The 25,645-nt window shown below is 54.9% G+C and carries 19 protein-coding genes; 5 read left to right on the top strand and 14 right to left on the bottom strand.

All coding sequences use genetic code 11. The features are described from left to right. Positions 1-122 precede the first annotated feature (122 nt). From pssA to rluD, 6 genes are all read right to left on the bottom strand, one after another. Positions 123-1,094, bottom strand: a complete 972-nt coding sequence (gene pssA, locus ACFFLD_RS03995; protein WP_386036390.1) for a CDP-diacylglycerol--serine O-phosphatidyltransferase — start codon at positions 1,092-1,094, stop codon at positions 123-125. A 206-nt stretch (positions 1,095-1,300) separates the two neighbouring features. Beyond that, positions 1,301-1,792, bottom strand: a complete 492-nt coding sequence (gene ilvN, locus ACFFLD_RS03990; protein WP_007113940.1) for an acetolactate synthase small subunit — start codon at positions 1,790-1,792, stop codon at positions 1,301-1,303. Continuing rightward, positions 1,792-3,516 carry an acetolactate synthase 3 large subunit gene (locus ACFFLD_RS03985; protein WP_386036395.1) on the bottom strand — a complete coding sequence of 575 codons (1,725 nt, stop codon included), beginning with the start codon at positions 3,514-3,516 and terminating at the stop codon, positions 1,792-1,794. The genes ilvN and ACFFLD_RS03985 overlap by 1 nt, the downstream gene beginning before the upstream one ends. 465 nt (positions 3,517-3,981) lie before the next feature. Continuing rightward, positions 3,982-6,561, bottom strand: coding sequence for an ATP-dependent chaperone ClpB (clpB, locus tag ACFFLD_RS03980; protein ID WP_386036398.1), 2,580 nt, complete (start codon positions 6,559-6,561; stop codon positions 3,982-3,984). A 166-nt stretch (positions 6,562-6,727) separates the two neighbouring features. Next, on the bottom strand, positions 6,728-7,483 hold the full coding sequence (gene pgeF / locus ACFFLD_RS03975) for a peptidoglycan editing factor PgeF (protein WP_386036401.1): 756 nt from the start codon (positions 7,481-7,483) through the stop codon (positions 6,728-6,730). Beyond that, the gene (gene rluD, locus ACFFLD_RS03970; protein WP_386036404.1) at positions 7,480-8,439 is read right to left on the bottom strand and encodes a 23S rRNA pseudouridine(1911/1915/1917) synthase RluD; all 960 of its coding nucleotides are present in this window, start codon (positions 8,437-8,439) and stop codon (positions 7,480-7,482) included. Before rluD ends, pgeF begins: the two co-directional genes overlap by 4 nt. A 237-nt stretch (positions 8,440-8,676) precedes the next feature. Here rluD and ACFFLD_RS03965 point away from each other — a divergent pair, with 237 nt between their 5' ends. Continuing rightward, a complete protein-coding gene (locus ACFFLD_RS03965; RefSeq protein WP_386036407.1) occupies positions 8,677-9,477 on the top strand; it encodes an outer membrane protein assembly factor BamD in 801 nt (266 codons plus the stop codon). Between the two features lie 220 nt (positions 9,478-9,697). After that, a complete protein-coding gene (locus tag ACFFLD_RS03960; protein ID WP_386036410.1) occupies positions 9,698-11,395 on the top strand; it encodes a methyl-accepting chemotaxis protein in 1,698 nt (565 codons plus the stop codon). Positions 11,396-11,453: 58 nt separating this feature from the next. On the opposite strand, the gene ACFFLD_RS03955 is transcribed toward ACFFLD_RS03960, so the two are convergent. After that, entirely contained in the window at positions 11,454-13,088 is a 1,635-nt protein-coding gene (locus tag ACFFLD_RS03955; protein ID WP_386036413.1) for an NAD+ synthase, read from the bottom strand. A gap of 136 nt (positions 13,089-13,224) precedes the next feature. Between ACFFLD_RS03955 and ACFFLD_RS03950 the strand changes: the two genes are divergently transcribed. Beyond that, the gene (locus tag ACFFLD_RS03950) at positions 13,225-13,497 is read left to right on the top strand and encodes a PP0621 family protein (RefSeq protein WP_386036416.1); all 273 of its coding nucleotides are present in this window, start codon (positions 13,225-13,227) and stop codon (positions 13,495-13,497) included. Here the strand turns inward: ACFFLD_RS03950 and thiO are convergent. Continuing rightward, positions 13,494-14,597: a glycine oxidase ThiO gene (thiO, locus tag ACFFLD_RS03945; protein ID WP_386036419.1), complete on the bottom strand. Its 1,104-nt coding sequence runs from the start codon at positions 14,595-14,597 to the stop codon at positions 13,494-13,496. The genes ACFFLD_RS03950 and thiO overlap by 4 nt on opposite strands. 223 nt (positions 14,598-14,820) lie before the next feature. On the opposite strand from thiO, the gene ACFFLD_RS03940 reads away from it, so the two are divergent. Next, a complete protein-coding gene (locus tag ACFFLD_RS03940; protein ID WP_386036422.1) occupies positions 14,821-15,357 on the top strand; it encodes a GspH/FimT family pseudopilin in 537 nt (178 codons plus the stop codon). Positions 15,358-15,434: 77 nt separating this feature from the next. Here ACFFLD_RS03940 and trxB read toward each other — a convergent pair whose 3' ends face one another. Further along, positions 15,435-16,385, bottom strand: a complete 951-nt coding sequence (gene trxB / locus ACFFLD_RS03935; protein WP_386036425.1) for a thioredoxin-disulfide reductase — start codon at positions 16,383-16,385, stop codon at positions 15,435-15,437. Positions 16,386-16,605: 220 nt separating this feature from the next. On the opposite strand from trxB, the gene acnA reads away from it, so the two are divergent. Then, a complete protein-coding gene (gene acnA, locus ACFFLD_RS03930) occupies positions 16,606-19,338 on the top strand; it encodes an aconitate hydratase AcnA (RefSeq protein ID WP_386036428.1) in 2,733 nt (910 codons plus the stop codon). An 85-nt stretch (positions 19,339-19,423) separates the two neighbouring features. Here acnA and ACFFLD_RS03925 read toward each other — a convergent pair whose 3' ends face one another. From ACFFLD_RS03925 to ACFFLD_RS03905, 5 genes are all read right to left on the bottom strand, one after another. After that, complete coding sequence (locus ACFFLD_RS03925) at positions 19,424-21,103, bottom strand: NAD-dependent malic enzyme (RefSeq protein WP_386036431.1); 1,680 nt, start codon at positions 21,101-21,103, stop codon at positions 19,424-19,426. A 187-nt stretch (positions 21,104-21,290) separates the two neighbouring features. Continuing rightward, on the bottom strand, positions 21,291-22,502 hold the full coding sequence (locus ACFFLD_RS03920; protein ID WP_386036434.1) for a YeeE/YedE family protein: 1,212 nt from the start codon (positions 22,500-22,502) through the stop codon (positions 21,291-21,293). A 141-nt stretch (positions 22,503-22,643) separates the two neighbouring features. After that, positions 22,644-23,657, bottom strand: a complete 1,014-nt coding sequence (locus ACFFLD_RS03915; protein ID WP_386036437.1) for an AI-2E family transporter — start codon at positions 23,655-23,657, stop codon at positions 22,644-22,646. Positions 23,658-23,954: 297 nt separating this feature from the next. Further along, complete coding sequence (locus tag ACFFLD_RS03910) at positions 23,955-24,209, bottom strand: hypothetical protein (protein ID WP_386036440.1); 255 nt, start codon at positions 24,207-24,209, stop codon at positions 23,955-23,957. Between the two features lie 12 nt (positions 24,210-24,221). After that, positions 24,222-25,556, bottom strand: a complete 1,335-nt coding sequence (locus ACFFLD_RS03905; protein WP_386036443.1) for a hypothetical protein — start codon at positions 25,554-25,556, stop codon at positions 24,222-24,224. Positions 25,557-25,645 lie beyond the last annotated feature (89 nt).

Here is a 25,645-nt window from a genome sequence, read left to right as displayed (position 1 = left end):
TTACACCTCATTCACCGCTGGTAACGCTTGGCGTCCCCGGCAGCGGATGCGTACTTTACGGATTCGCGGCCGGGTTGGCAAGGGGGGGATTATGAAAAAGTTTAAAAAAGCTGCGTCGGCTGTTAATTCTTGGGTTTTGCTTTGCGCATCACGGCTAATACAGGGCCCGACGCCACATACGTACCAAATAACAGTAGCAGCATGACGGAGGGCTCAACCGAGATCATGACGAACCCCAGCACCACCGCTAGCAGCACTACAAACGGCACCGGCTTTTTAAAGTCGAGGTCTTTAAAGCTGTAGTAGCGGATATTGCTCACCATCAACACACCTGCCGCTGCCACCACTACCAGCATCAGCAATTTAAAACCAAACGCGTCCGCATCAAAGCTATGGAAGGTCCAGACACTGGCGGCGACAAGCGCTGCCGCAGAGGGACTCGGCAAGCCGATAAACCATTTTTTATCAACGCTGCCGATCTGAACATTGAAGCGTGCCAGGCGAAGCGCCGCGCAGGCCACGTAAAGAAAAGCGACTACCCATCCTGTCTTACCAATATCTTGAAGAATCCAGGTAAAGGCCACCAACGCCGGCGCCATGCCAAACGAAATCATATCGGCCAGGCTGTCGTATTCGGCGCCAAACTCACTTTGCGTATTGGTCATGCGGGCAACACGGCCATCTAACCCATCTAGTACCATCGCAATAAACACCGCGACGGCAGCAGAGGTAAACTCCCCATTGATACCCGCGACAACCGCAAAGAAGCCTGCAAAAAGCGCCGATGTCGTAAACAAGTTAGGCAGCAAATAGATACCTTTACGTCGGATCTTCTTGCCGTCCTCAACCGTCTCCTCAACCACCTCCGTATCACGCAGGAAAGCAGCGGCCAAATCTTCATTCCCCCCTACCTTTGACCGGTCTTGTTCGCGGCGCTGGTCAGGGTTGACTTGGTCGTGGCTTGCTTGATCCGTGCTTACTTGATCCGGACTTACTTGGTCTGTGCCTGCTTGACCATCGTTTGTCTGGTCAATGCCAGGCTTATCAGCACCGGAAGGCATTTGATCGCGATTGTCCTGTGTCATAGGTTTCATCCATTAAAAGTGAAGTCACGGGAACAGTAGTTGCTCTCATTCTACACGGTGGAGACCTCTCAGCCAGTCCATTACACCGAGGCTTAACCATTCAGCAGCACGAAAGTGATAAACGCAACGCGAGCCGCCAATAAAAAAGCGCCGCCCTAATTGAATCATAAGGGCGGCGCTCTAACGGTCGGATTAATGAGGAGTGCGCTTAACAGTTAAAGCGACAGAACCTTATCACCCCGTGCGATACCTGAAACCCCGGTACGCGCAACTTCAAGAATGCCTACCGGCGCCATGGCCTGTAGAAAGGCATCCAGCTTGCCGGCGTCACCCGTGATCTGCACGGTATACAGGCTTGGCGTCACGTCGACGATCTGCGCACGGAAGATATCCACCGTACGCTTGACCTCATCACGCGCCGCGCCCAGCGCCTTCACCTTGACCAGCATTAGCTCGCGCTCAATATGATTGCCTTCCGTCAGATCTACCAATTTAACCACATCAATGAGCTTATTGAGGTGCTTGGTAATCTGCTCGATCACCCGGTCATCGCCCACGGTAGTCACCGTTAGACGCGACAGAGAAGGATCTTCGGTGGGTGCCACGTTAAGCGTTTCGATGTTGAAATTACGCTGGGAGAACAGCCCGACTACACGTGACAGCGCACCCGGTTCATTTTCTAACAGAATCGAGATGATATGACGCATCAGGTACGCTCCGTTTTAGACAGCAGCATGTCGCGCATGGCACCTAACGGCACCTGCATCGGATAGACGTGCTCAAAGGGGTCGACCTTCACGTCAAGGAACACCAGCTCATGCTTGTCAGCAAACGCCCTTTCTAGCGCGGGCTCCAGCTCGTCCAGCGTATTGACGGTAATAGCGGTAAAACCATACGCCTCAATCAGCATATGGAAGTCCGGGAGCGACTCCATATAAGAATGTGCATGACGGGACTTGTAGTTCAGATCCTGCCACTGGCGCACCATACCAAGTGAAGCATTATTAAGGTTGACGATTTTAACGCCCACCCCATACTGCTTACAGGTAGAGAGCTCCTGCATCATCATCTGGAAGCTGCCCTCACCGGTAACGCACACGACATCGTCATCCGGGTAGTTCTGCTTAATCCCCATCGCCGCGGGGAAACCAAAGCCCATGGTGCCTAAACCACCCGAGGTAATCAGCCGGTTGGGCTTATCAAATTTATAGTACTGAGCCGCGAACATCTGGTGCTGTCCAACATCGGTAGTCACATACGCTTCACCCCTCGTAACGCGGCATAGCGCTTCGACCACTTCCTGAGGTTTGATCACCTCACCGGGCTTGGACGGCTCATAAAGCTTACCTTCACGGTCGGCTTTCCAGCTATCGATCTTCTGCCACCATTCGGTTAATGCTTCAGGATGAGCAATCGATTGTCCTTGCACCAAACTGATCATTTCATTGATAACGCTAGAGGCAGGACCTACGATCGGCACGTCCGCGCGCACCGTTTTCGAAATGGAACTTGGATCAACGTCGACATGGATGATCTTGGCAGTGGGGCAAAATTTCGACGTATTATTAGTCACGCGGTCGTCGAAACGTGCCCCGATGGCAATAATCAGGTCGGCATGGTGCATCGCCATATTGGACTCATAGGAGCCATGCATCCCCAGCCAGCCCAAACACTGCGAGTCACTTTGCGGATACGCGCCAATCCCCATCAAGGTCGTCGTAATGGGAAAGCCCAGTTGCTTCACCAAATTGGTCAAGCCTTCGCTAGCTTTACCCGTCACCACGCCACCGCCGGTATAAAACACCGGCCGCTTGGCCTTGAGCATCAGCTCGACAGCTTTTTTGATCTGCCCGGTATGGCCGCGTGTGACAGGATTATACGAACGTAGTTTGACCTTTTTGGGATACACATATTCATAGCGTTCGGTTGGCGCGGTCATGTCCTTGGGAATATCCACAACGACGGGGCCCGGGCGGCCTGTTGACGCCAGATAAAAGGCTTTCTTCAGCACTTCTGGAATTTCAGAAGGATGGCGAATCGAGAAGCTGTGCTTCACGATGGGCCGAGTGACCCCAACGATATCGGTCTCTTGAAAGGCGTCTTCACCAATCAGATGGCTGGCTACCTGACCACACAACACCACCATGGGAATTGAGTCCATGTAGGCGGTGGCAATGCCGGTGACGGCATTGGTGGCACCTGGGCCTGACGTGACCAACACACAGCCTGGTTTACCCGAGGCACGAGCGTAGCCGTCAGCCGCGTGGGTGGCTGCTTGCTCATGACGCACCAGAATGTGCTTAACTTTATCTTGGCGAAAGAGCGCATCATAAATATGCAGCGCTGCCCCGCCAGGGTAACCATAAATATATTCGATGCCCTCATCTTGCAAGAAGCGGGCGATCATATCTGCGCCGGAAAGCAATTCCACTGTATTTCTCCCCTAGAGGTCTCGAGTGCGATCCGCAGGTTATCCTGCGGTGTCGAGTGCGGCGGTATGCCGCTGCCGACCCGTGTCGGCACCTGATGCCAAACCCTGGCAGGAGGCCCGGTTAGGGCCTGCACTCTTATCGGGAGCATGTGTGTTATGTCGATATAAAACACATGCTTCCTTTCACGGCAGTTCGCCGTGTCGGGGCGTTGGCCAGGCTGGACGGTTAACCCAAGCCCGGAAGTCCTTCGGCGGGTAGAGGCCATTGCCTACCCTTCGCGCGGTGGTTAGGGGTTGCCTGTAGTGACCGCGCCCGCAAATCAGGAACCGACAAGATTCCATTAGCGCTGGCAGACTGTCAACCTCGTAACAGGCCAAACGCAACAATCGTCGTAGGAAGGCTAAAAAAAAGCCCCACCAGCGATGCTGACGGGGCGTTTAGCCTATTCAATTGCGCAAAGTGGCTTACTCAAATACCAGCTTACCTTCCTCCGCGCTGATACGAATGACACTGCCTGGCGCATATTTACCCGCCAACAAGTCTTGAGCCAATGGATTCTCAATACGGCTTTGAATGGCCCGCTTGAGCGGTCGCGCGCCATAGACAGGGTCAAATCCCACCACCGCCAGTTGCGCCATGGCCTCAGGACTCACCTCTAACCTCAAGTCATGTTCCGCTAGGCGTCCTTTCAAGCGCTCTAATTGAATACCGGCAATCGCCTGGATTTGCTCCTGCCCTAACGCATGGAACACCACGACTTCATCGATACGGTTAATCAACTCCGGTCGGAAATGATTGCCCACTACTTCCATGACCATGTTTTTCATCACTTCGTAGTCGCTATCGTCACCCCCCATGCGCTGAATAACGTCCGAGCCCATGTTGGACGTCATTACGATGACGGTATTACGAAAATCTACCGTACGCCCCTGTCCATCGGTCAAGCGACCATCTTCCAATACCTGTAGCAGGATATTGAAAACGTCCGGGTGGGCTTTTTCTACTTCATCCAGCAGCAGCACCGAATAGGGCTTACGCCTTACCGCCTCGGTTAAATACCCGCCTTCTTCATAACCCACGTAGCCGGGGGGAGCACCGATCAGACGGGCCACGGAGTGCTTCTCCATGAACTCCGACATATCGATACGCACCATCGCCTCTTCGGTATCGAACAAGAAAGTCGCCAAGGACTTGCACAGCTCGGTTTTACCCACCCCAGTCGGGCCAAGAAACAAGAATGAACCGTTGGGACGATTGGGGTCAGACAACCCTGCCCGAGAGCGGCGCACCGCATTCGCCACGGCTTCAACCGCCTCGTGCTGACCAATCACCCGCTGGTGAAGCGCTTCTTCCATACGCAGCAGCTTGTCCCGCTCGCCTTCCAGCATCTTGGAAACCGGAATGCCGGTCCAACGCGAAACGACTTCGGCAATTTCCTCTTCGGTCACATTGGAGCGCAGCAGCTGATGACTGGCGATATCCGCTTCGCCCTCGCCGCTTTCGGCAATTTTCTTCTCAAGCTCAGGGATCTTGCCGTACTGAATTTCCGACATCCGACCCAAATCGCCCTGACGGCGAGCCTGCTCAAGATCAAGCCGGGCTTGCTCCAAATCGGCCTTGAATTGAGCTGCCCCCTGAATACTGGCCTTTTCGGCTTTCCAGATTTCATCCAGGTCGGCGTATTCACGCTCTAATTCGTGAATCTGGTTATTGAGCGCTTCCAGGCGTTTTTTGGTCGCCTCATCGGTCTCTTTCTTGAGCGCCTCACGTTCCATCTTGAGCTGAATCAAGCGGCGATCCAGACGATCCATAGCCTCTGGCTTGGAATCCAGTTCCATGCGAATCCGCGAGGCCGCCTCATCAATCAGGTCAATGGCTTTATCCGGCAACTGACGATCGGTGATATAGCGAGTGGACAGCTTCGCCGCGGCGATAATCGCCGAGTCGGTGATATCCACCCCGTGGTGCACCTCGTAGCGCTCTTTCAGACCGCGCAGGATAGCGACGGTATCCTCTTCACTGGGTTCATCAACCAGCACTTTCTGGAAGCGGCGCTCAAGGGCGGCGTCCTTTTCGATATACTTGCGATACTCATCAAGAGTAGTGGCGCCCACACAGTGCAGTTCACCACGCGCCAACGCAGGCTTGAGCATGTTGCCTGCGTCCATGGCACCTTCGGCCTTGCCTGCGCCAACCATGGTATGCAGCTCATCAATAAACAGGATGACTCGGCCTTCCTCCTGGGAAAGCTCTTTCAGCACGGCTTTGAGGCGCTCCTCGAACTCACCGCGAAACTTGGCGCCCGCCAAGAGCGAGCCCATATCCAGCGAGAGGACGCGCTTATCCTTCAGGCCTTCGGGGACCTCGCCATTGACGATGCGCTGAGCGAGCCCTTCTACGATGGCGGTTTTACCCACGCCTGGCTCACCAATCAATACCGGGTTGTTTTTGGTGCGCCGCTGCAAGACCTGGATGGTACGGCGAATTTCGTCATCACGACCGATGACGGGGTCAAGTTTGCCGTCCAACGCGCGCTGGGTAAGGTCAAGAGTGTACTTGTTGAGCGCTTCACGCTGATCTTCGGCGTTGGCATCATCCACCGTGGCGCCACCGCGCAGGCTGTTGATCGCGGCTTCAAGCGACTTACGGTTAATCCCCACGTCTTTAAGCAGCTTGGTAATCGCCGAGTTCATTTCAAGCGCTGCCAGCAACACCAGCTCACTGGCAATAAACTGGTCGCCGCGCTTTTGCGCCTCGCGATCCGTCAAGTTGAATAACTTGATAAAGTCCCGTGAGGGCTGCACTTCGCCATCGAACTGACCCACTTTGGGTAAATTATCCAATTGCTGCAGCAGCCCGTCACGCAGGCGGGAACTACTGCCTTCCGCTTTTTCAATCAGGGCTTTAATGCCGGTATCTTTGGTATCGAGCAGCGCAAGCAGCAAATGCGCAGGGTCTAGCTGATTATGACCGCGACCCACTGCCAACGACTGCGCTTCGGCAATCGCACTTTGGAGCTTGGCGGTAAATTTATCGAAACGCATGGAATTCCTCCTGGGGATGGCGTGCGTTTGGACGCATCGCGTGGCCCACTAACGTGTCATTAGATGTGCTAATCATTACTTAGCTTGACAAGTTAAATGGCGTCAGTTCCATGCTTTTCAAGAGGCAGACGTGTAAACCGCAGACGTAAGGAAGGGCTTCTAAACGTTAGTTGATCCAGATCACGCTTGCCATGCGGCCGGTGTTACCACCGTCGCGGCGGTAAGAGTAGAAACGCGATTCGCAGGCAGTACAGAAGTGGCCACCACTTATGTGATGCACCCCTAGCGCCTCAAGACGAAAGCGCGCCAGCCGGTAAAGGTCGGCCATGTAATGGCCCAGCCGGTAAGGGCTGTGATCAAAGGCGTCGGCGGTATCAGGGTGCACGGCGACAAACGCACCGTACACTTCTGGCCCCACCTCAAACTGAGCGTTGGAGATAGCGGGCCCTAGCCATACCAGGATGTCGTCCGGGTCGGTGTTCATGGCGGCAATGGTGGCTTCCAATACGCCGCCTGCCAAACCGCGCCAACCGGCATGCGCCACGGCCACCTGAGTCCCTGCCCGATTGCAGAACATTACTGGCAGGCAGTCGGCGGTGAGCACCACACAGGCGTACTCACTTGAGCTTGCAATCGACGCGTCAGCGTTGGGAGTATCCGCTTGATAACCTTGCTGTACGCGTGCGCCATGGGTTTGATTCAGCCACAACAAGGGCCGCTCATCACCCATCTCCTTGTTTAACAACCGACGACATAGCGCAACATGATCAGGGTTATCGCCCACATGAGAGGCGGGATTAAACGCGGCAAATTCGCCCTGACTAGGCCCCGATTCGCGGGTAGTCACAAACGCGCGCACGTTACTCGGCGCAGGCCAATCTGGCGTTAAAAGCGTCGGCCGCAAATTAATGGCATCGCTCATCGCATGGTCTCGTTATCTTCGCGCAAATAATCCAACAACATTAACAGGTCATCGGGCAAGTCCGCACGAAACGTTAACGTTTCGCCACTAACAGGATGCAGAAAACTTAACTTACGCGCATGTAGCGCTTGGCGAGGAAATTCGCGCAGAATCTCTTTTAACGGCTCCGCGGCACCGGGTGGCAATTTCGCACGGCCACCATACATAGGATCACCAATTAGCGGATAGCGGGCATGGGCCATGTGTACCCTGATTTGGTGAGTACGCCCGGTTTCCAGCTTACAGCGCACATGGGTATGCGCGCGGAAACGTTCAACCACACGAAAATGGGTGATAGCGGGCTTTCCCGATGCCGTGACAGCCTGGCGTTTGCGATCTTTAGGGTGCCGGCCAATCGGCGCATCGATGGTGCTGCCAGACACTGGCTTACCGATCACCACGGCGTCGTACTGGCGTGACACGCTACGTGCCTGTAACTGTTCCACCAGAATCGTCTGCGCAGGGAGCGTTTTCGCCACCATCATCAGTCCGGTGGTGTCTTTATCCAGGCGATGGACAATCCCCGCCCGAGGCACTTCGGCAAGCGCTGGTTGATGATGCAACAGCGCATTGAGCAACGTGCCGTCCGGGTTTCCCGCTGCAGGGTGTACCACCATACCCGCGGCTTTGTTGATTACCATGACCGCATCGTCTTCGTACACGATATCAAGCGCGATATCCTGCGCTTCAAAACGCGTGTCGTCTTCAATCGTCGCCTGCAGCGCCAGCACTTCATGACCATGCAGCTTAGCTTTGGGCTTGGCTGGCACGCCATCCACCGTCAGCTCTCCCGCGTTAATCCACGCTTTTAAGCGCTCACGGGAGTAATCGCTGAACAACTCGGCCGCGGCCTGGTCTAAACGCGCGCCAGCTAGCGTGGCGGGCACACGCTGCGTGTCTTCAACTACTCGAGACATGACAAACCTCTTTCAAACGCAAAGAACCCCTTTAAAACGCCAAACACCTGAGCAAGGCGATCAAAATTAGCCGAGGCATGGAAATATTTCCGTTGACGACACCCGACGAAACACCGCTAAGCCTGCGTTTTATGTCGAGGTGTTTTATAGTGGGCGTACTGCGACCTATTCTACCATTTCTACTTACGGCCATCGCCGCTTTTTGGTGATAGAGGCTTGTTAGCAACGAGGATGATGATGCGCGTTTTTTCAGCTGCCAACCGCTTTGGCGCTCTGGCCTTAAGTTTTGCCCTTTTAGCGGGCTGTGCAAGTAACACGACTAGCGAAGAAGAGGACGACGAATTTGCTGGCGTACAGGAGCGTGAGCTCTATGAGCTGGCCCGCACAGCCCTAGACAGCAACCGCTACCCCGTGGCAATAGAACGCCTGGAAGCGCTCGATACACGCTATCCATTTGGCGCTCATGCCGAGCAGGCACAGCTTGAATTGATCTATGCCTACTATGAAAACAGTAACTGGGAAGAGGCTCGTGCAGCCGCCAGTCGCTTTATCCGCCTTCATCCAGACCACCCTCAGGTCGATTACGCCTACTACCTGCGCGGGCTTTCTGCCTGGCAGGCGGGCCGTTTCAGCTTAGAGCGCCTGCGTCTGATTGATATCTCAAAACGCGATCTGGGCGCCTCACGCGATGCCTATAATGATTTTCGTGAGCTGATTCAGCGCTACCCGCAAAGTGACTACGCCGCCGATGCCCAGCAGCGTATTGTCTATCTACGTGAACTAATGGCCCGCCATGAACTGCACGTAGCGGACTACTACCTGCGCCGAGGTGCTTATTTAGCCGCCGTTGAACGAGGCCGCTGGGTCATTGAAAACTATCCAGAATCCAGTGCCACCCGCGACGCACTCGCCACGATGGTCGAAGGGTATCAAGGGCTAAATATGGACGACCGGGCCAACGAAGTGCTGGCGGTATTGCGTGAGAATGCGCCCGACCATGAGCAGTTACAGAACGGCAGCTTTGAGCCCAAACATTGAGCGTAAATGCGTAAGCGCTCAACCCCCTACTGCTAGACCTATACAATCATTAACTTTCGACACCACGCTTCGGCGTGGTGTTGTCGTTTTTAGAAGGCTAAAAAGCGCACCCATCTTCTTGTACAAATAAAAATATTATATGTACAACTAGTGTACAAAAATATAAGATCGTCGCTTCTCACATAATAAAGCGCTTAAACAGCGCCTAAGGCGATATCTAATGCGACTCATGTTGTCTGGCACAAAGATCAGCACCCGGCTACTTACCGGCTTTTCCGCGCTTCTGGGCTTGCTGATTCTGCTTGCCGCCGTCGGCGTTTATCAGGTTAATCAAATTGACCGTGATCTAACCACCATTAACGACGTTAACGGCACTAAACAGCGTTTTGCCGTGGACTGGCGGGGTAGCGTTCATGACCGCGCCATTGTGCTCCGCGACATTGTTATCACCGCGGGCAACGGTAATCTCAGCGAGCTTGAGGGCGAAATAGAACGCCTGCGTGAGGTTTATCAGGTCGCCACCACAGGAATGGAGCGGGTAACCAGTGAACATGCTGGCACGCCGCAAGAACAAAGCATTCTCACCAGTATCAACGAACAAGCGCTGGTTACCGAGGCATTGACCGAACAGGTCATCGATGCTCGCCATGCAGATGATTATGCTCGTGCGCAAGCACTAATGCTGGAGCAAGCAGGCCCCGCCTACACCCAATGGCTTAATCGCATTAATCAGTTCATCAATCTTCAACAAGAAATAAACAATGCCACCACCGCCAGCGCTCGCGATACTGCTTCAGGTTTCCAAATGCAGATGCTGGGGCTAACACTGTTTGCACTGCTGGTGGGCGGCTTGATTGCGGTATTTTTATCGCGCCAGCTACTGCGTGAATTAGGCGCCGAACCTCACGAAGTCAAAGCCTTTGCTGAAGCTATTGGACGTGGAGAACTGACCAACCAAGGACGCCTGAAGAAAGGTGATAACCGCAGCATCATGGCCTCTCAGGTGGCGATGGCTCAGCAGTTACAAACCATTGTGGCCCAGGTGCGTACCTCTGCTGAGGCGGTGTCTAACAACAGTGAACAAATTGCAGAAGGCAATAATGACCTTTCCTCGCGCACGGAACAGCAGGCAAGTGCGCTGGCAGAGACCGCGTCGGCAATGGAGCAGCTTAATAGCACGGTAAAACTCAACGCCGATAACTCCGAGCAGGCAAGTCAGGAAGCTGCCAGCGCGTCCAACACTGCAAAACAAGGAGGCGAAGCCGTTAATCAGGTCGTGACCACGATGAACGATCTCAACAAGAGTTCGCAGGAGATCGCGGGCATTATTTCCACCATTGACGCCATTGCCTTTCAAACCAATATTCTTGCCCTGAACGCGTCAGTCGAAGCCGCTCGCGCAGGTGAGCATGGCCGTGGCTTCGCAGTCGTCGCTGAAGAGGTACGCCGGCTAGCGCAACGCAGCGCCGATGCTGCCAAAGAGATCAATGTGTTGATTACCAGCAACCTGGAGCGGGTAAGCCATGGTAATAAACGCGCCGAAGAAGCCAGCAAATCAACCGAACAGATTGTGGCCGCTATCGAGCGCGTGACCAACATCATGAAGGAGATCAGCAACGCAAGCGCTGAACAGAGCGCTGGCGTGCAGGAGGTCGGCCAAGCAATAACAGAGATGGATCAGGCAACTCAGCAGAATGCTGCCATGGTCGAAGAGAGCGCCACGGCGGCCAATAGTCTGCGCCAGAACGCTCACTCGCTACTCAATGCCATGGAAGTCTTTAAACTACCGACGAACCAACAGCAGGCACGGCCGCCGCATACCGCCTCGCTATCGACGCCGCCCGCCAATACCGCCAACAGGCTCTCACTGCCGGCCAAACAACCGTCACAGCTTGAGCCTGAGTGGGAAAGCTTTTGATTGTTGATTAAACCAAGGCTTTTGAAGCGTATTGATGCATGAGTTGACGCATGAATAGTTAATCGCCGGGCTGCCAGCCATTCACGATTGGATAGCGGCGGTCCCGGCCAAACCCTCGCGGCGTCACCCTGACACCGATAGGCGCTTGGCGGCGCTTATATTCGCAGCGGTCGACCAGCTTAACCACTTTATAAACATCATCTTCGTCGAAACCGGCGGCGATGATGGCCTCGGCACTCATGTCGCCCTCGATGTAGCTGACTAATATGGCGTCAAGCACATCGTAATCGGGCAAGGAATCACTGTCTTGCTGCCCAGGCGCCAGCTCGGCGCTAGGCGGACGCTCAATCACCCGTTCAGGAATAGCCAGCGACTGGGTATTACGCCAGCGAGCCAGGCGATACACCCAGGTTTTATAGACATCTTTAAGAGCATTATAGCCCCCCACCATATCGCCGTAGAGCGTGGCATAGCCCACCGCCATTTCGCTCTTATTGCCAGTGGTCAGCACCATCAAGCCTTTTTTATTGGAAATCGCCATCAGCAATACACCACGACAGCGCGATTGAAGATTTTCTTCCGTCGTGTCCCGCTCGGTTCCTGCAAAGCTCTCTGCTAGCGTGTCCGTAAACGCTTCTACCATCGATGCAATGGGCATGACCTCGTAGTGCACCCCCAGCATATCGGCTTGCTCGGCGGCATCCTGCTTGGAGATATCGGCGGTGTAGTGGTAAGGCATCATCACTGCCTGCACCCGCTGTGGTCCCAAGGCATCCACGGCAATGGCTAGCGACAGCGCAGAATCGATGCCGCCGGAGAGTCCCAGCACGACACCCTCGAAACCACTTTTGTTGACATAATCGCGCACCCCAGTGACCAAGGCACAGTAAAGGCTCTCTTCAGGTGCCACTTCAGCATCAATCTCGCCCGGCTGAGGTTCCCAGTTAGTCGCGCTGGTTTGTAAAAACTGAATCGGCATCAGCCCCGCTTGCCAAAAGGGCGCCAGCACCTGCAACTCGCCACTCGCGTTAACGCAGCACGAGCCGCCGTCGAACACCAGCTCATCCTGACCACCGATGGTATTCACATACACAATTGGCCGTTTAACGTCTAACGCATGCTGCTCCAACAAGCTCAGCCGTTCAGCGGGCTTATCCTGATGATAAGGCGAGGCGTTCAAGGTGATCAGGATTTCCGCGCCCGCCTGATTAGTGGCCCTGACGGGGGCGCCATCCCACAAGTCTTCACAGATCAAGATGCCGAGTTTTGCGCCCTTATGCTCATACACCAAAGGCTCAACGCCCGCCGTGAAGTAACGTTGCTCGTCGAACACCTGATAGTTGGGTAGCGACTGTTTGGCGTACTCCGCCTCCCATTGCCCATTAAAAAGCAGCCCAGCCAGGTTGTAACAACGCCCCTCGCGAACACCGGGATAGCCAATAATTACCAGCACGTCACGGGCGACTTTCGAGGCCATGAGGGCACGTGCTTCACGCAGGCGCGTTTCCATCGAGGGGCGCAGCAATAAATCTTCGGGTGGATAGCCCGACAAAAAAAGCTCAGGAAAGACAACAATGTCCGCCCCATGCTCAATCCGCGCTTCCCGCACGGCTTCAATCGCGCGTGCGGCATTGCCGGGAATATCCCCGACCAGAGGATCGAGTTGGGCCATTACCAGCGTTAAGTCTTGCATGGGCGTCAAAATCTCTTGAGAATCTTTAGAATTGGTTTACACCGTCATACACGCATTGTCCCGTAAGGGCCGCCAACTGGCAAAGGGCATGCGTCTATCCCACTGTCGAGATCCCACCACGGGAGACAAAATAAGGATGAACCTTTTGATCATTCGGCTGATTATCTTTGCCGTTGTATTTTATGTCGGTTTAAAGCTTTACGGCATCTACCGTGAACGCAAACTTGAGCACGATGCGCAGCATCAAAAAATCAACCGTCATGAAGGCGGTAAAATGGTCCGCTGCCGCTGGTGTGAGGTCCACGTGCCTGAAGATGAGGCACTGCGTGACCACGAGCAGTGGTTCTGCAGCAGCGCCCATCGTGACCGTTTTCTGCAGGAGCAGCAGGATAAAGACCAAACACCTTAACCGTGTACTAATCGCTCGGGTGTAAGCTGATAAGGCGCAGGGTCAATCAACGGCTCACGCCCCAGCAGTTGGTCTACCAGCAAATGGGTCGAGGCCGGCGCCAGCACTAATCCATTACGATAATGCCCCGCGTTGACAAACACATTGGGCCAGCCAGGTAGCGCGCCGATAAAAGGGATGCCCTCAGGAGAACCTGGGCGTAGCCCCGCCCACTGGTGCGCTACCGGGCAATCCGCCAGGGCAGGCAGGATCGCTTCAGCGCTCTGCCTGAGCGACGCCAAGGCCAGCGCGTCAGTGGTTTTATCAAACCCGACATCTTCAAGCGTCGAGCCCACCAACAACAGCCCATCTGCACGTGGAATGATATAGCGACCGTCTTTCAACACCACACGTTGCACCAAGCCTTTTGGTGCTTGATAAGCAATCATCTGGCCTTTGACGGGCTTGACCGGCAACTGCACGCCAAGCTGGGCCAAGAGCGCCCCCGCCCAGGCACCGCCACAAACGACAATCTGGCCCGCCGTTAGCGAGCCTTGAGAAGACGCCACGCCGACAACCTGGCCATCCTGATAAACGAAGCCACTAACGTCACACTGCTCGTGCAGCGTTACCTGTGCCATCGCGCTTAGCCGCGCCTTCAATGCTTTGGCCAAGCGAGGGTTGCGCACACTGCCCAATGTCGGCATCCACAGTGCGCCTTCATCGGTGACCGCCACGCCTGGTTCCTTGTCGCGGACAAACCCGGCCCCGACCCGCTCTAACGGCTTGCCTAATTGATGCGCCCAGTGAAGTGCGGCGTCGGCATCGTCCACCTTCAGGTAGAGCAGCCCTTTTTGGCGATACTCTGGATCAATACCGGTCTCTTCCAACAAACGCAGTGCCAGGGAGGGATAAACACCTTCTGACCAGCGTGATAGCTGCGACACCTCAGTGGCATAGCGCCAGGGATAAAGTGGCGACACGATTCCACCGCCAGCCCACGAGGCTTCTTTACCGCACTCGCCTCGCTCAACCAGCGTCACCTGCTGGCCTGCGTCAGCTAATTGCAGCGCCGTCATCATGCCGATCACGCCGCCACCAATAATTAAGAAATCGCTCACATGAATGTCCGTTTTGGCTTACATAAAAAAAACGTAGGGCCGACTAGGGTGAACTTTACCTACAGCGTGTTCGCTGCTGAACCATTCGCAACTGAACCATTCGCAACTGAACCATCCGCAGCTAAGCATTTTGAAAATAAGCAATTTGCAGCCAAGCAATATACAGATACACAAGGAAAGTGAGCATAGCGCGGGAAGAAGCAGGGTCAAGTGAGGCAAGTCAATGAATGACGGTGATAACAACCTTAACGTTGTCTCTAACAGTGGGTTCACACTGCTTGAGCTACTCATTACGCTGTTACTGGTGGGAATTGTGGCTGCCTGGGGGCTACCAAGCTTTCAACTATTAGCGGAGCGTACCGCGAGATACAGTGACATAAACCGACTGCAGAGCGCTTTTACGCTGGCGCGTAATAGCGCGATCAGCCAACGCAGCCAAATGACGCTTTGCCCTGCGACAGAGGATCGTCAATCCTGCGCTCATGAGTGGAGCGGTGAGTTGATGGTGGTACGGGGTGATAAAACACAGCACATAGCCAACGACGATATCTTGCGTATCTTCCCTACCCAGCGGAACACCCAGGTGGCCTATAGCCGAGGGTGGTCGAGAATACGCTACGACTCGCTTGGTTACACCAGTGGCTTCAACGGTAGTTTTACCATTTGCCCTGCTACTCGCACCGACGGGGCTCAAGGCAGAAAGCTGGTTCTCAGCCAATTGGGACGGCTAAGGATCGATGAAGCGTCGATTGATTGCTGATGGCTATCGACGCTTCATCGCCGCGGAATAAACTATCCAGCAGTACCGTCTAAGCAGTACTGTCTAAGCAGTACTGTCTAGGCAATGCCGTCTAGATAACGTTCGGCGTCCAGTGCCGCCATGCAGCCACTGCCCGCCGAGGTGATTGCTTGGCGATAGACATGATCCATGACGTCACCGCAAGCAAATACGCCCGGCACGCTGGTCGCGGTGGCGTTGCCTTCCAGGCCTGAGTGCACCTTGATATAGCCACCGTTCATGTCCAACTGGCCGGCAAAAATTCCCGTATTGGGGCTATGGCCAATGGCAATGAACAACCCTGGCGCATGAATCTCTTTGCTGGCGCCATCTTGGGTGGATTTAACCCGCACGCCCGTGACACCAGTATTATCGCCGAGTACTTCCTCGACTTCCTGGAACCACTCCAGCGCGATCTTGCCAGACTCGACTTTCTCCATTAGCTTATCCTGGAGAATTTTTTCTGCGCGTAACGTGTCGCGCCGGTGTACCAAGGTAACTTTAGAGGCAATATTGGCCAGATACAGTGCTTCTTCAACGGCCGTGTTCCCACCGCCCACTACTATCACTTCTTGGTTGCGGTAGAAAAATCCATCGCAGGTGGCGCAGGCAGAGACCCCTTGGCCCATAAACTGCTGCTCAGTGGGCAAGCCCAAATACCGCGCGCTGGCGCCGGTGGCCACAATCAACGCATCACAGGTATAAGTACCGCTATCACCTGTTAAGGTGAACGGCTTTTCACCTAAGCTGACCTCATTGATATGATCAAACAGCACTTCAGTGTTAAAGCGCTCAGCATGCTGTTTCATACGTTCCATCAATTCAGGGCCTTGTACCCCTTGGGCATCACCCGGCCAATTATCGACGTCGGTGGTCGTGGTCAACTGGCCACCCGCCTGAATACCGGTGATCAACAACGGCTTCAGGTTTGCCCGCGCCGCGTACACGGCGGCCGTGTAGCCCGCCGGGCCGGATCCAAGAATAATCAAACGTTCATGACGCGTTTCCATGACACCACCTTGTAAAGATCTGACTGAATAATTTTGCTGAGAGTCTGCCTGAAATGGCGCCAAGTACAAGCTATTGCAAGGTTTCATCTACGCTATTAGGCGAAGAAACCTTGAAAGCGACGGCGGAAACACTCATGTGTTATTACTATGGTAAGCCATACTAAAGGAAAACCGTGACCGACACGCTGAGCTAACAACCCAGCAATAAGAGGAGAATGGCATGAGCAAGATAACCGATACGCTAAATAGCCTAGAGGTGGGCAGTACCACCTACCACTACTACAGCCTCCCCCAAGCGGCAGAGGCATTAGGCAATATTGACCGGCTTCCCAAGACGCTCAAAATTCTGCTCGAAAATCAGCTACGCTTCGCCGATGACGAAAGCGTTGCCGAAGAAGATATGCAGGCCCTGGTGGATTGGCAGAAGGAAGGTAAATCCAGCCGGGAAATAGGTTATCGCCCAGCGCGTGTATTAATGCAGGACTTTACGGGCGTGCCTGGCGTGGTCGATTTAGCCTCCATGCGCGCCGCCGTAGAAAGCCTTGGCGAAGACCCCGCGAAGATCAACCCACTTTCGCCTGTCGACCTGGTCATTGATCACTCGGTCATGGTCGACAAGTTTGGCAATCCGGCGGCCTTTCAGGAAAACGTCGACATAGAAATGCAGCGCAACCGCGAACGCTACGAATTTTTGCGCTGGGGCCAGCAGGCGTTCGACAATTTCAGTGTTGTGCCGCCGGGTACCGGTATTTGCCACCAGGTTAACCTGGAGTACCTGGGCAGAGCGGTCTGGACCAAGCAGGAAGACGGTAAAAACTTCGCCTATCCCGACACACTCGTTGGCACCGATTCTCACACCACCATGATCAACGGCCTGGGTGTGCTTGGCTGGGGTGTGGGTGGTATCGAGGCCGAAGCCGCCATGCTCGGCCAGCCGGTATCCATGCTGATCCCGGAAGTCATTGGCTTCAAACTAACCGGTAAGCTACGCGAAGGCATTACGGCCACCGACCTGGTACTCACCGTTACCGAAATGCTGCGTAAAAAAGGCGTGGTGGGTAAATTTGTCGAGTTTTACGGTGACGGCTTGAAAGACCTGCCGCTTGCGGATCGCGCGACCATTGCCAACATGGCCCCTGAATACGGCGCAACTTGTGGCTTTTTCCCGGTTGATGATGAAACGCTGAACTATATGCGTCTAACCGGACGTGAAGATGAGCAAGTCGCGCTGGTGGAAGCCTATAGCAAAGCTCAGGGTCTATGGCGCGAGCCCAACGATGAGCCGATCTTTAGCGACGCTCTGCAGTTGGACATGACCGAGGTAGAAGCCAGCCTTGCAGGCCCTAAACGTCCCCAGGATCGCGTGGCGCTGAAAGACATGGCGGCGGCCTTTGACAAGTTCATGCAGGAAGATGCGAAAGCGAAGCCGACCGAGAAAGGTAAGCTATCGTCGGAAGGCGGCCAGACCGCAGTCGGCATCGAGCGCAGCTTTGAGCATGCCGACAGCCAAGCCGTGAAGCTTAATGCGCAGGACTTTAATCTCCACCCCGGCTCCGTGGTAATTGCAGCGATCACCTCCTGCACCAACACCTCCAACCCAAGCGTCATGATGGCAGCGGGCTTACTCGCGCGTAAAGCGCGTGAGAAAGGCCTGGTAACCAAACCATGGGTAAAAACCTCACTGGCACCTGGCTCCAAGGTAGTGACTGATTACCTGGCGGCAGCGGGCCTCAATGAAGATCTGGATGCCCTGGGCTTCAACCTGGTCGGCTATGGCTGCACCACCTGTATCGGGAACTCCGGCCCATTGCCTGAAGCGATAGAGACGGCGATCAGCAGTGGCGACCTTGCCGTGGCGTCGGTACTTTCCGGCAACCGTAACTTTGAAGGCCGTGTACATCCTCTGGTCAAGACTAACTGGCTCGCCTCGCCGCCCCTGGTCGTCGCTTATGCCTTGGCAGGTAACGTCCAGCACGACCTGACGCAACACCCGCTGGGAGAGGACAGCGACGGTAACCCGGTTTATCTGAAAGACGTATGGCCCAGCCAGGCCGAGATCGCCAGCGCCGTCGAGAAAGTGAACACCGCGATGTTCCGCAAAGAGTACGGCGAAGTGTTCGAGGGCGACGAAGTCTGGAAAGCAATCGATATTTCTGAAAGCAAGGTTTATCAGTGGCCTGAGTCGACCTACATTCAACACCCGCCGTTCTTCGAAGGCATGGGACGCGAGCCGGATCCCATTGAAGATGTTCACAACGCGCGCGTTTTGGCCATGCTGGGTGACTCGGTAACTACCGACCACATTTCGCCCGCTGGTGCTATCAAGCCAGACAGCCCCGCAGGGCGTTATCTGCAAGAGCATGGTGTTAAACCAGTCGACTTTAACTCTTACGGCTCGCGGCGCGGTAACCATGAAGTGATGATGCGCGGCACCTTCGCTAACGTGCGGATCAAAAACGAGATGCTCGATGGCGTGGTGGGTGGCGAAACACGTCACGTCCCCAGCGGCGAGCAGATGGCGATTTATGATGCCGCCATGAAGTACCAGGAGGAAGGCAAACCGCTTGTCGTGATTGCAGGTAAAGAGTATGGCACCGGCTCTTCACGGGATTGGGCGGCTAAAGGCACCCGCCTGCTGGGCGTTCGCGCCGTCATTGCGGAATCCTTCGAGCGCATTCACCGCTCCAACCTGATTGGCATGGGCGTTGTACCGCTGCAATTTGCCGAAGGCGAAAGCCGTCAAACGTTGAAATTGACCGGTGATGAAGAGATTTCCATTGCAGGATTAAGCGATCTGACACCAGGTGGCACGGTGAAAGTAGTGATTAAAAATGCCGATGGTGAACGAAGCGTTGATGCCAAGTGCCGAATTGATACGGCAAACGAGCTGTCTTACTACCATCATGGTGGTATCCTTCACTACGTGCTGCGCAAGATGATCGGCGCAGCCTAAAGGTAAAACCTACCAATGCTTGCATGCCCCCACCTCGGTGGGGGCTTTTTTTGCCGCTATTTATCAAACACCTATAGCAGCATGTTTAGAAAGCACGACGACGATAGGTGCGGTAATCCGGCGACCAGGAGGCTTTTTCGATCAGTTCCCGCAATGTCGTGCCACTGGTTTTCAACGCGACGCCGTTTTGCTGCGCTTGAGCCGCCACTTCAAACGCGATCGACTTGCTGATATCGCGAATACGCGACAGCGGTGGCAGCAAGGCTCCCTTGCCCTCTTTTACCAACGGCGCCTCACGGGCCAGGGCTCGCGAGGCGCTCATGAGCATTTCATCAGTGACGCGGGTAGCACTGGCAGCGATCACACCCAAGCCAATCCCGGGGAAGATGTACGCGTTGTTGCACTGAGCAATCGGGTAAGTACGGCCGTTATAAATCACCGGCGCAAAGGGGCTACCGGTGGCCACCAGAGCTTGGCCATCGGTCCAGCGGATAACATCTTCAGGTACGGCTTCTGCTTGCGAGGTAGGATTAGAGAGCGGCATGATGACCGGGTGTTCGCAGCCAGCATGCATCGTGCGCACCACCTGCTCGGTAAAGATACCGCGCTGACCACAGACACCGACCAATACCGTGGGTTTGATCTGTGCAATCGTTTCTTCAAGGCCCTGGCCGTTCCACTGCGCCACTAGCGAAGGGTCGTGGGCGAGGCGGCGCTGAAAATCGCGCTGCCACTCTTGATCACTGGTCATTAAACCATCGCGATCCACAACGAAAATGCGCGCCCGCGCTTCGCTTTCGGTCAGGCCTTCGGCTTCCATCGCCACTACTACTTGCTCGGCAATACCACAGCCTGCCGAGCCACCGCCCACAAACACGACGCGCTGTTGAGCAATGGTTTCTTCACGGGCCTGGCAAGCGGCCATCAAGGTGCCGACCACCACAGAGGCAGTGCCCTGCACATCATCGTTGAAGCAGCATAGTTCGTCACGGTAGCGCTCCAACAGCGGCACCGCATTGGCCTGGGCAAAATCTTCAAACTGCAACAACACATTAGGCCAACGCCGCTTCACGGCAGCAATGAATTCCGCCATAAAGGCATCATATTCTTCCTGGCCTACCCGCTCATGACGCCAGCCCATGTACATAGGGTCGTCCAACAACGCTTTATTATTGGTGCCTACATCGATCATGATCGGTAGCGTGTAAGCGGGGCTAATACCACCACAGGCCGTGTATAGCGCCAGTTTTCCAATCGGGATGCCCATGCCCCCGATACCCTGGTCGCCCAGGCCCAGTATCCGCTCGCCGTCAGTGACCACGATAACTTTGACGTTATCCTTGGTGGCGCTACGCAGGATATCGTCCATATGTTCGCGGTCGGGGTAGCTAATAAACAGCCCACGGTGATTACGATAGATATTGGAGAATTCCTGGCACGCCTGTCCAACGGTAGGGGTATAGATAATCGGCAGCATCTCTTCAAGATGCTGTGAAACCATACGGAAATAGAGCGTTTCATTATCGTCTTGAATAGCGCGTAAATGAATGTGCTTTTCAAGATCACTATGACACAACTGGTATTGGCGATAGACCCGCTCTAGTTGGTCCTCAATGGTTTCCACCTTTTGCGGCAGCAACCCGATCAAGTTAAACGCCAAGCGCTCCTGCTGAGTAAACGCACTGCCTTTATTCAATAGCGGCATTTCGAGCAAAGAAGGACCGGCGTAAGGAAGGTATAGGGGGCGTTTACTCTGGGTAGTCATAAGCACTCTCTTTGTGTCATTTACTGCTGCGATGCAGCAAAATCAGGCGTTTGCAGCGTTTGAGCGTAATGTAACATGCTCCTGCGACAAAGGTGGAAGAGACATGTCGAGAAGCAATGAAAAACGCCTCGGTTTAAGAGGCTTAAAACCGAGGCGTCATCACTTTACTCTAGCAGTTGCGTCACAATTAGCTTGTTTTGGCGACGGGTTTACGCCCCTCCACGCCATCAAAGAAAAACGGCCGCAATTTCACGCCCAACATGTTGCCTGCGAAAGCGGCGACCAGCCACACCCAGCCATGTAAGCTGCCTGACGCGATACCGCTGAAGTACGCGCCAATGTTGCAGCCATACGCAAGCCGTGCCCCATACCCAAGCAGTAAGCCACCAATCACTGCCGCCAACAGCGATTTCAACGGAATTTTAAAATTAGGCGCAAACCGTCCGGCCAAGCTAGCCGCGGCCAGTGCGCCCAGCATAATCCCCACGTTCATGACGGTAGTAATGTCACTCCATACGCTGGCTTCCAGCGCCGCCGCATTGCCAGGAGACTGCCAGTATCCCCACTGGCTTACATCACCGCCGACCAGCTCAAAGCCTTTCGCGCCCCATAGCGCAAACGCGGAGGTAATTCCCCACGGGCGGCCAGCCAATGCCAGGGTGACAAAATTCAGTAGCGCCAGCGCCACCGCACCGGCCACTAACGGCCAAGGGCCCGTTAACCAACGCTCATAGCCATGTTTAGCCACCTCAGGCGCCTGTTCAAGGTGACCATGACGGCGTTTTTCCATGATCCAGGTAAACACCGCAATCGCCGCAAACAGCACCAAACTGATCGCAATGCCGCCGCTTACCCCAACGACATTAACCAGCGATACCGGCTGAAAGGCAGGCAAGCTCTGCCACCAGGCAAAATGCGCCGACCCAATCACCGACCCGACAATAAAGAACACTAACGTCATCAGCATTCTTGCGTTGCCACCGCCTGCAGTGAATAGCGTGCCAGAGGCGCAGCCGCCACCTAATTGCATCCCCAGCCCGAATAAGAACGCCCCCACCAGTACGGAGATTCCAATCGGTGCGACAAAGCCCGAGACCTCATTACCAAACAGGCTACCTGCGCCTAATGCTGGAAAAAACAGCACCACGGCAATCGCCAGCATCACCATCTGCGCCCGCAGCCCACGCCCGCGACGCTCGGTGATAAACACCCGCCACGCTGACGTGAAGCCGAACGCGGCATGATAAAGCACCATGCCAAACAGCCCACCCACAATCATCAGCAGGCCCGTATTGGCCTCAAACACCACCCCGATCAGCAGTGCGCCGAGCACGATCGCCGCCATGGCGATGAGGGGCACACGGTAGCTCTGAGGCGCAGTCATCGTCGCTGTAGACATACATTCACCTTTAGCAATGCCAAAAGCGCCTGTTAAGGAACAGGCGCTTTCGGTCAGTATGGATAATGATGCACAGCTTAACGCTGTCGGTATAGAACGTAAAAGTATTTATCAGCCGCTAGTTATTACGTTTCTATCTAACTAGCTCGCGTCCTGCTCTCGGGTAACGTATAAGCGATTCAGCAGCACGAAGACCACGACGGTAAGCGGTGCTGCGAGCAATAAGCCTGCCAAACCAAATAGCGTGCTTGCCGCGAACAATGAAAACAGCAGCAATGCCGGGGGCAAGTGAACGGCGCGCTGTTGCACCAGAGGCTGCAGGATATTCCCTTCTATTTGCTGAATGATCGTATACGCAATAAGCACAAACAGCGTGGTCTGAGGGCTCACCGTAAAGGCAAGCAACAGCGCGGGGATAGCCGCGATCAACGGCCCCACCAGCGGCACAAAATCCAACAGGCCGGCCACAAGCCCTAAACCAAGCGGGGCGGGCACGCCTAATAGCCACATACTGACCCCCACCAATAGCCCGGTTACCACCATGGCCACTAATTGCCCGCCAAGCCAAAAACGCAGCGCCCTGCCGCTCTCGTCCAGCGCGTCCGCCAACTTGGGCCGGCTCTTGATCGGTGCCAGCAGCAGCAAGCCGCGCCGATAGACACTCGGCTGGGCAGCAAAATAGATCATGCCAACAATCAGCGCGAAAAAGCTAACAATACTGCCGCCCATAGACACCACGATCATTCCCACTTGGGACAGGCCGTTGCCAAACATGTCGCCTGCCCGGTCAGCCGCATCATTCACCAAAGGCGCCAGCTGTGAGCCTTCAAGACGTTCCTGAAGCTGCTCCCAGGCATTGGGTAACAGGCTGACTAATGATTCCAGTTCCGCAGATACCTGCGCCCCAAACGCCCAACTGATCAGTCCCAGCACCACTACCAATCCGATAATAACGGTTAACAGCGCAAGCCATCTGGGCGCGCCCAACCGCAGCAGGGGGATCATGCAGGTTTGCAGCACCGCAGCCCCCACCACCGCACCAAAAATCAAGATGAGTAGACCCACAATTTTCCACAGCATTAATGCGATGGCCCCCAGCGCTAATACAATGAGCGCCTGCTCCGTAAATGTCTGGTGTCGGTAGGTGTTTCGCATTCACTAATCCCTTTGTTGATGCGTTGACGTCACCAAGGGATAGTCAAAATGAATAACCGCTTGGCTTCGTTAAGGAACACTATAGAAGGTTAGTCAACATTAAGTGTGAGTTTCCAGGCTGCGCTTGGCGCCTCTTCATGGAAGGGATGGCTACACTAGCGCCATGATTGAAGCGGGACGATCCATTGCCAGCTTACATAGCCGCTTGAATATTTCGTTGAGCACTACCTTGTATTGCCCACCTTAAAGCTGAGTTCGTGAGTTTGACGATGCACAGCAAGAAAAGCTACCGGCTCGCTAAGCTGAGAGTGTCGTTTCCTCGCCGTAGACCTCAGCGAAAATGGCCGTAATGGGCCGGTTGGGCTGTTGGGCATGGCGCTCTTTGACCTGCCAGTTGCGGTTAAAACTCATGCTGTCGTGATCGGTACGAATAAACGAAGAGCCGGGAGCGAGCTCGGGCAGGTCGCTTTCGGCGCTGGCAGTGATGGCGTCGCAGCTGCTCCCGGCAGGTGCGGATGAAGGGTGGGCAGAAACGTCAGAAATTAACGTCACTCCTCCGCTTTTTCACACCGATTGAGCATTTGCTCTAAAGGGAAAGGTGGGATAAGCCTTTTGATTAGCTGTAGGTGCCGCTACTCCAAAATGTTTTTCAATATCACCCATCTCGATAAATTTCTCGCCACGCTGGTAGGCGGCCCGTAGGTGTTTACTGAGCTCGACTATCTCACTGGACGGCGCAGCCCACTCCGCCTTTGGCAAGGGTGTCGACCACTCCGCCAGCCAGTCGCTGGGCACTGCTTTGGGCAGGATATGTTTCATGCGGTACTCGGTGTACCAGTGAGCAAAACGGGTATGTTCCCAAATACGCTTACGCCGAAAGCGCCGCCAGCGGGCCATGTCGTTAGTGCGTTCGCATTCGGCTTTTTCACGGGCTACATAGGCGTCATACCACTCCACGCCCCACTCCCGGGCGGCGGGAGTAACGGCCTCGGTGCCTTCTTCCATAAAGCGACGAATGTACTCCCACTGGGACAGCGCCCCCGGCAGCCCGCCCACGCTAACGATGATGCCCGCACCAGGCAAGGTGTAGCCTGGCCGCTCTGGGTCTGGGGGCAGTAGCGCAAAGTTCCAGCCAAAACCGGTGATCGCCCCTGGCCCCAAGCTGGGGTTGAAACCACAGACTGCCACCACGTCTTCCCAAGGCACTAGTACCGTGCGGCGCTCGCGCTTGCAGAGTCGGCAGATGAGATCGTAAAGAGGCGGATATACAAAGAAAAAAGCGAACCCACCCACATGCATCAGCAGAAAACCGAAGGGAAACCCCTCTCGCGCCCCACGCAGCCACTCGCCTATTTCAATGAGGCCCATGAACCCAGAAATATTTACTGCAAAGCTGGCCGTCGACGCTAGCCAAAGATTGTGAGGGGCAGGCAGCCAGAAGCGCCCTGGAGGATCCACCACAAAAGCCACTTCCCGGCGCTGACGGTTCAAGCGAATGGGCGGCATACGCTTGAATAACGTATTGAGCCAGAGGATCGCTAGGGTAAATACAAATAGAAATGAAAAATACAGCCCACCCCCCCATGCGATAAGCACCATGTTGTATAAAGAATTTTTGGCAATCGCTATCATTAACAGCAGTAAGCCAAAGCCGCTCATAAATAGCGTTAAACCACTTAACATATGCCCAGCCGTCATCATACTGTCTGGGCTAGCACCCTGGCGAATATCCATGGTGGATTCATCGTGGCGCACATCGATATGGGCCACATCCACGGCGTAATCGCTCTCCACCGGTAGCGGCAACGGGCTTAGGCAGTACTGCTCACCCCCGGCTCGGCTTTCCCGCTCGCCAGCCCGCATAGGGGGCAGCGCTTTGTTGGGAGTCGTTTTAAACATTCGGTTTACATTCAATCACTTTAGGAGCGATACCGTTTTTTGGAGCCATACTGCCATTTTTTCACCTGACGTCACGTTGCTCCCATTGT

It is taken from the genome of Vreelandella sulfidaeris, from assembly GCF_042429665.1.
Classification (GTDB): Bacteria; Pseudomonadota; Gammaproteobacteria; order Pseudomonadales; family Halomonadaceae; genus Vreelandella.
The sequence above is the reverse complement of the archived record's forward strand: the minus strand, read 5'-3'. Positions and strand labels throughout refer to the sequence as shown.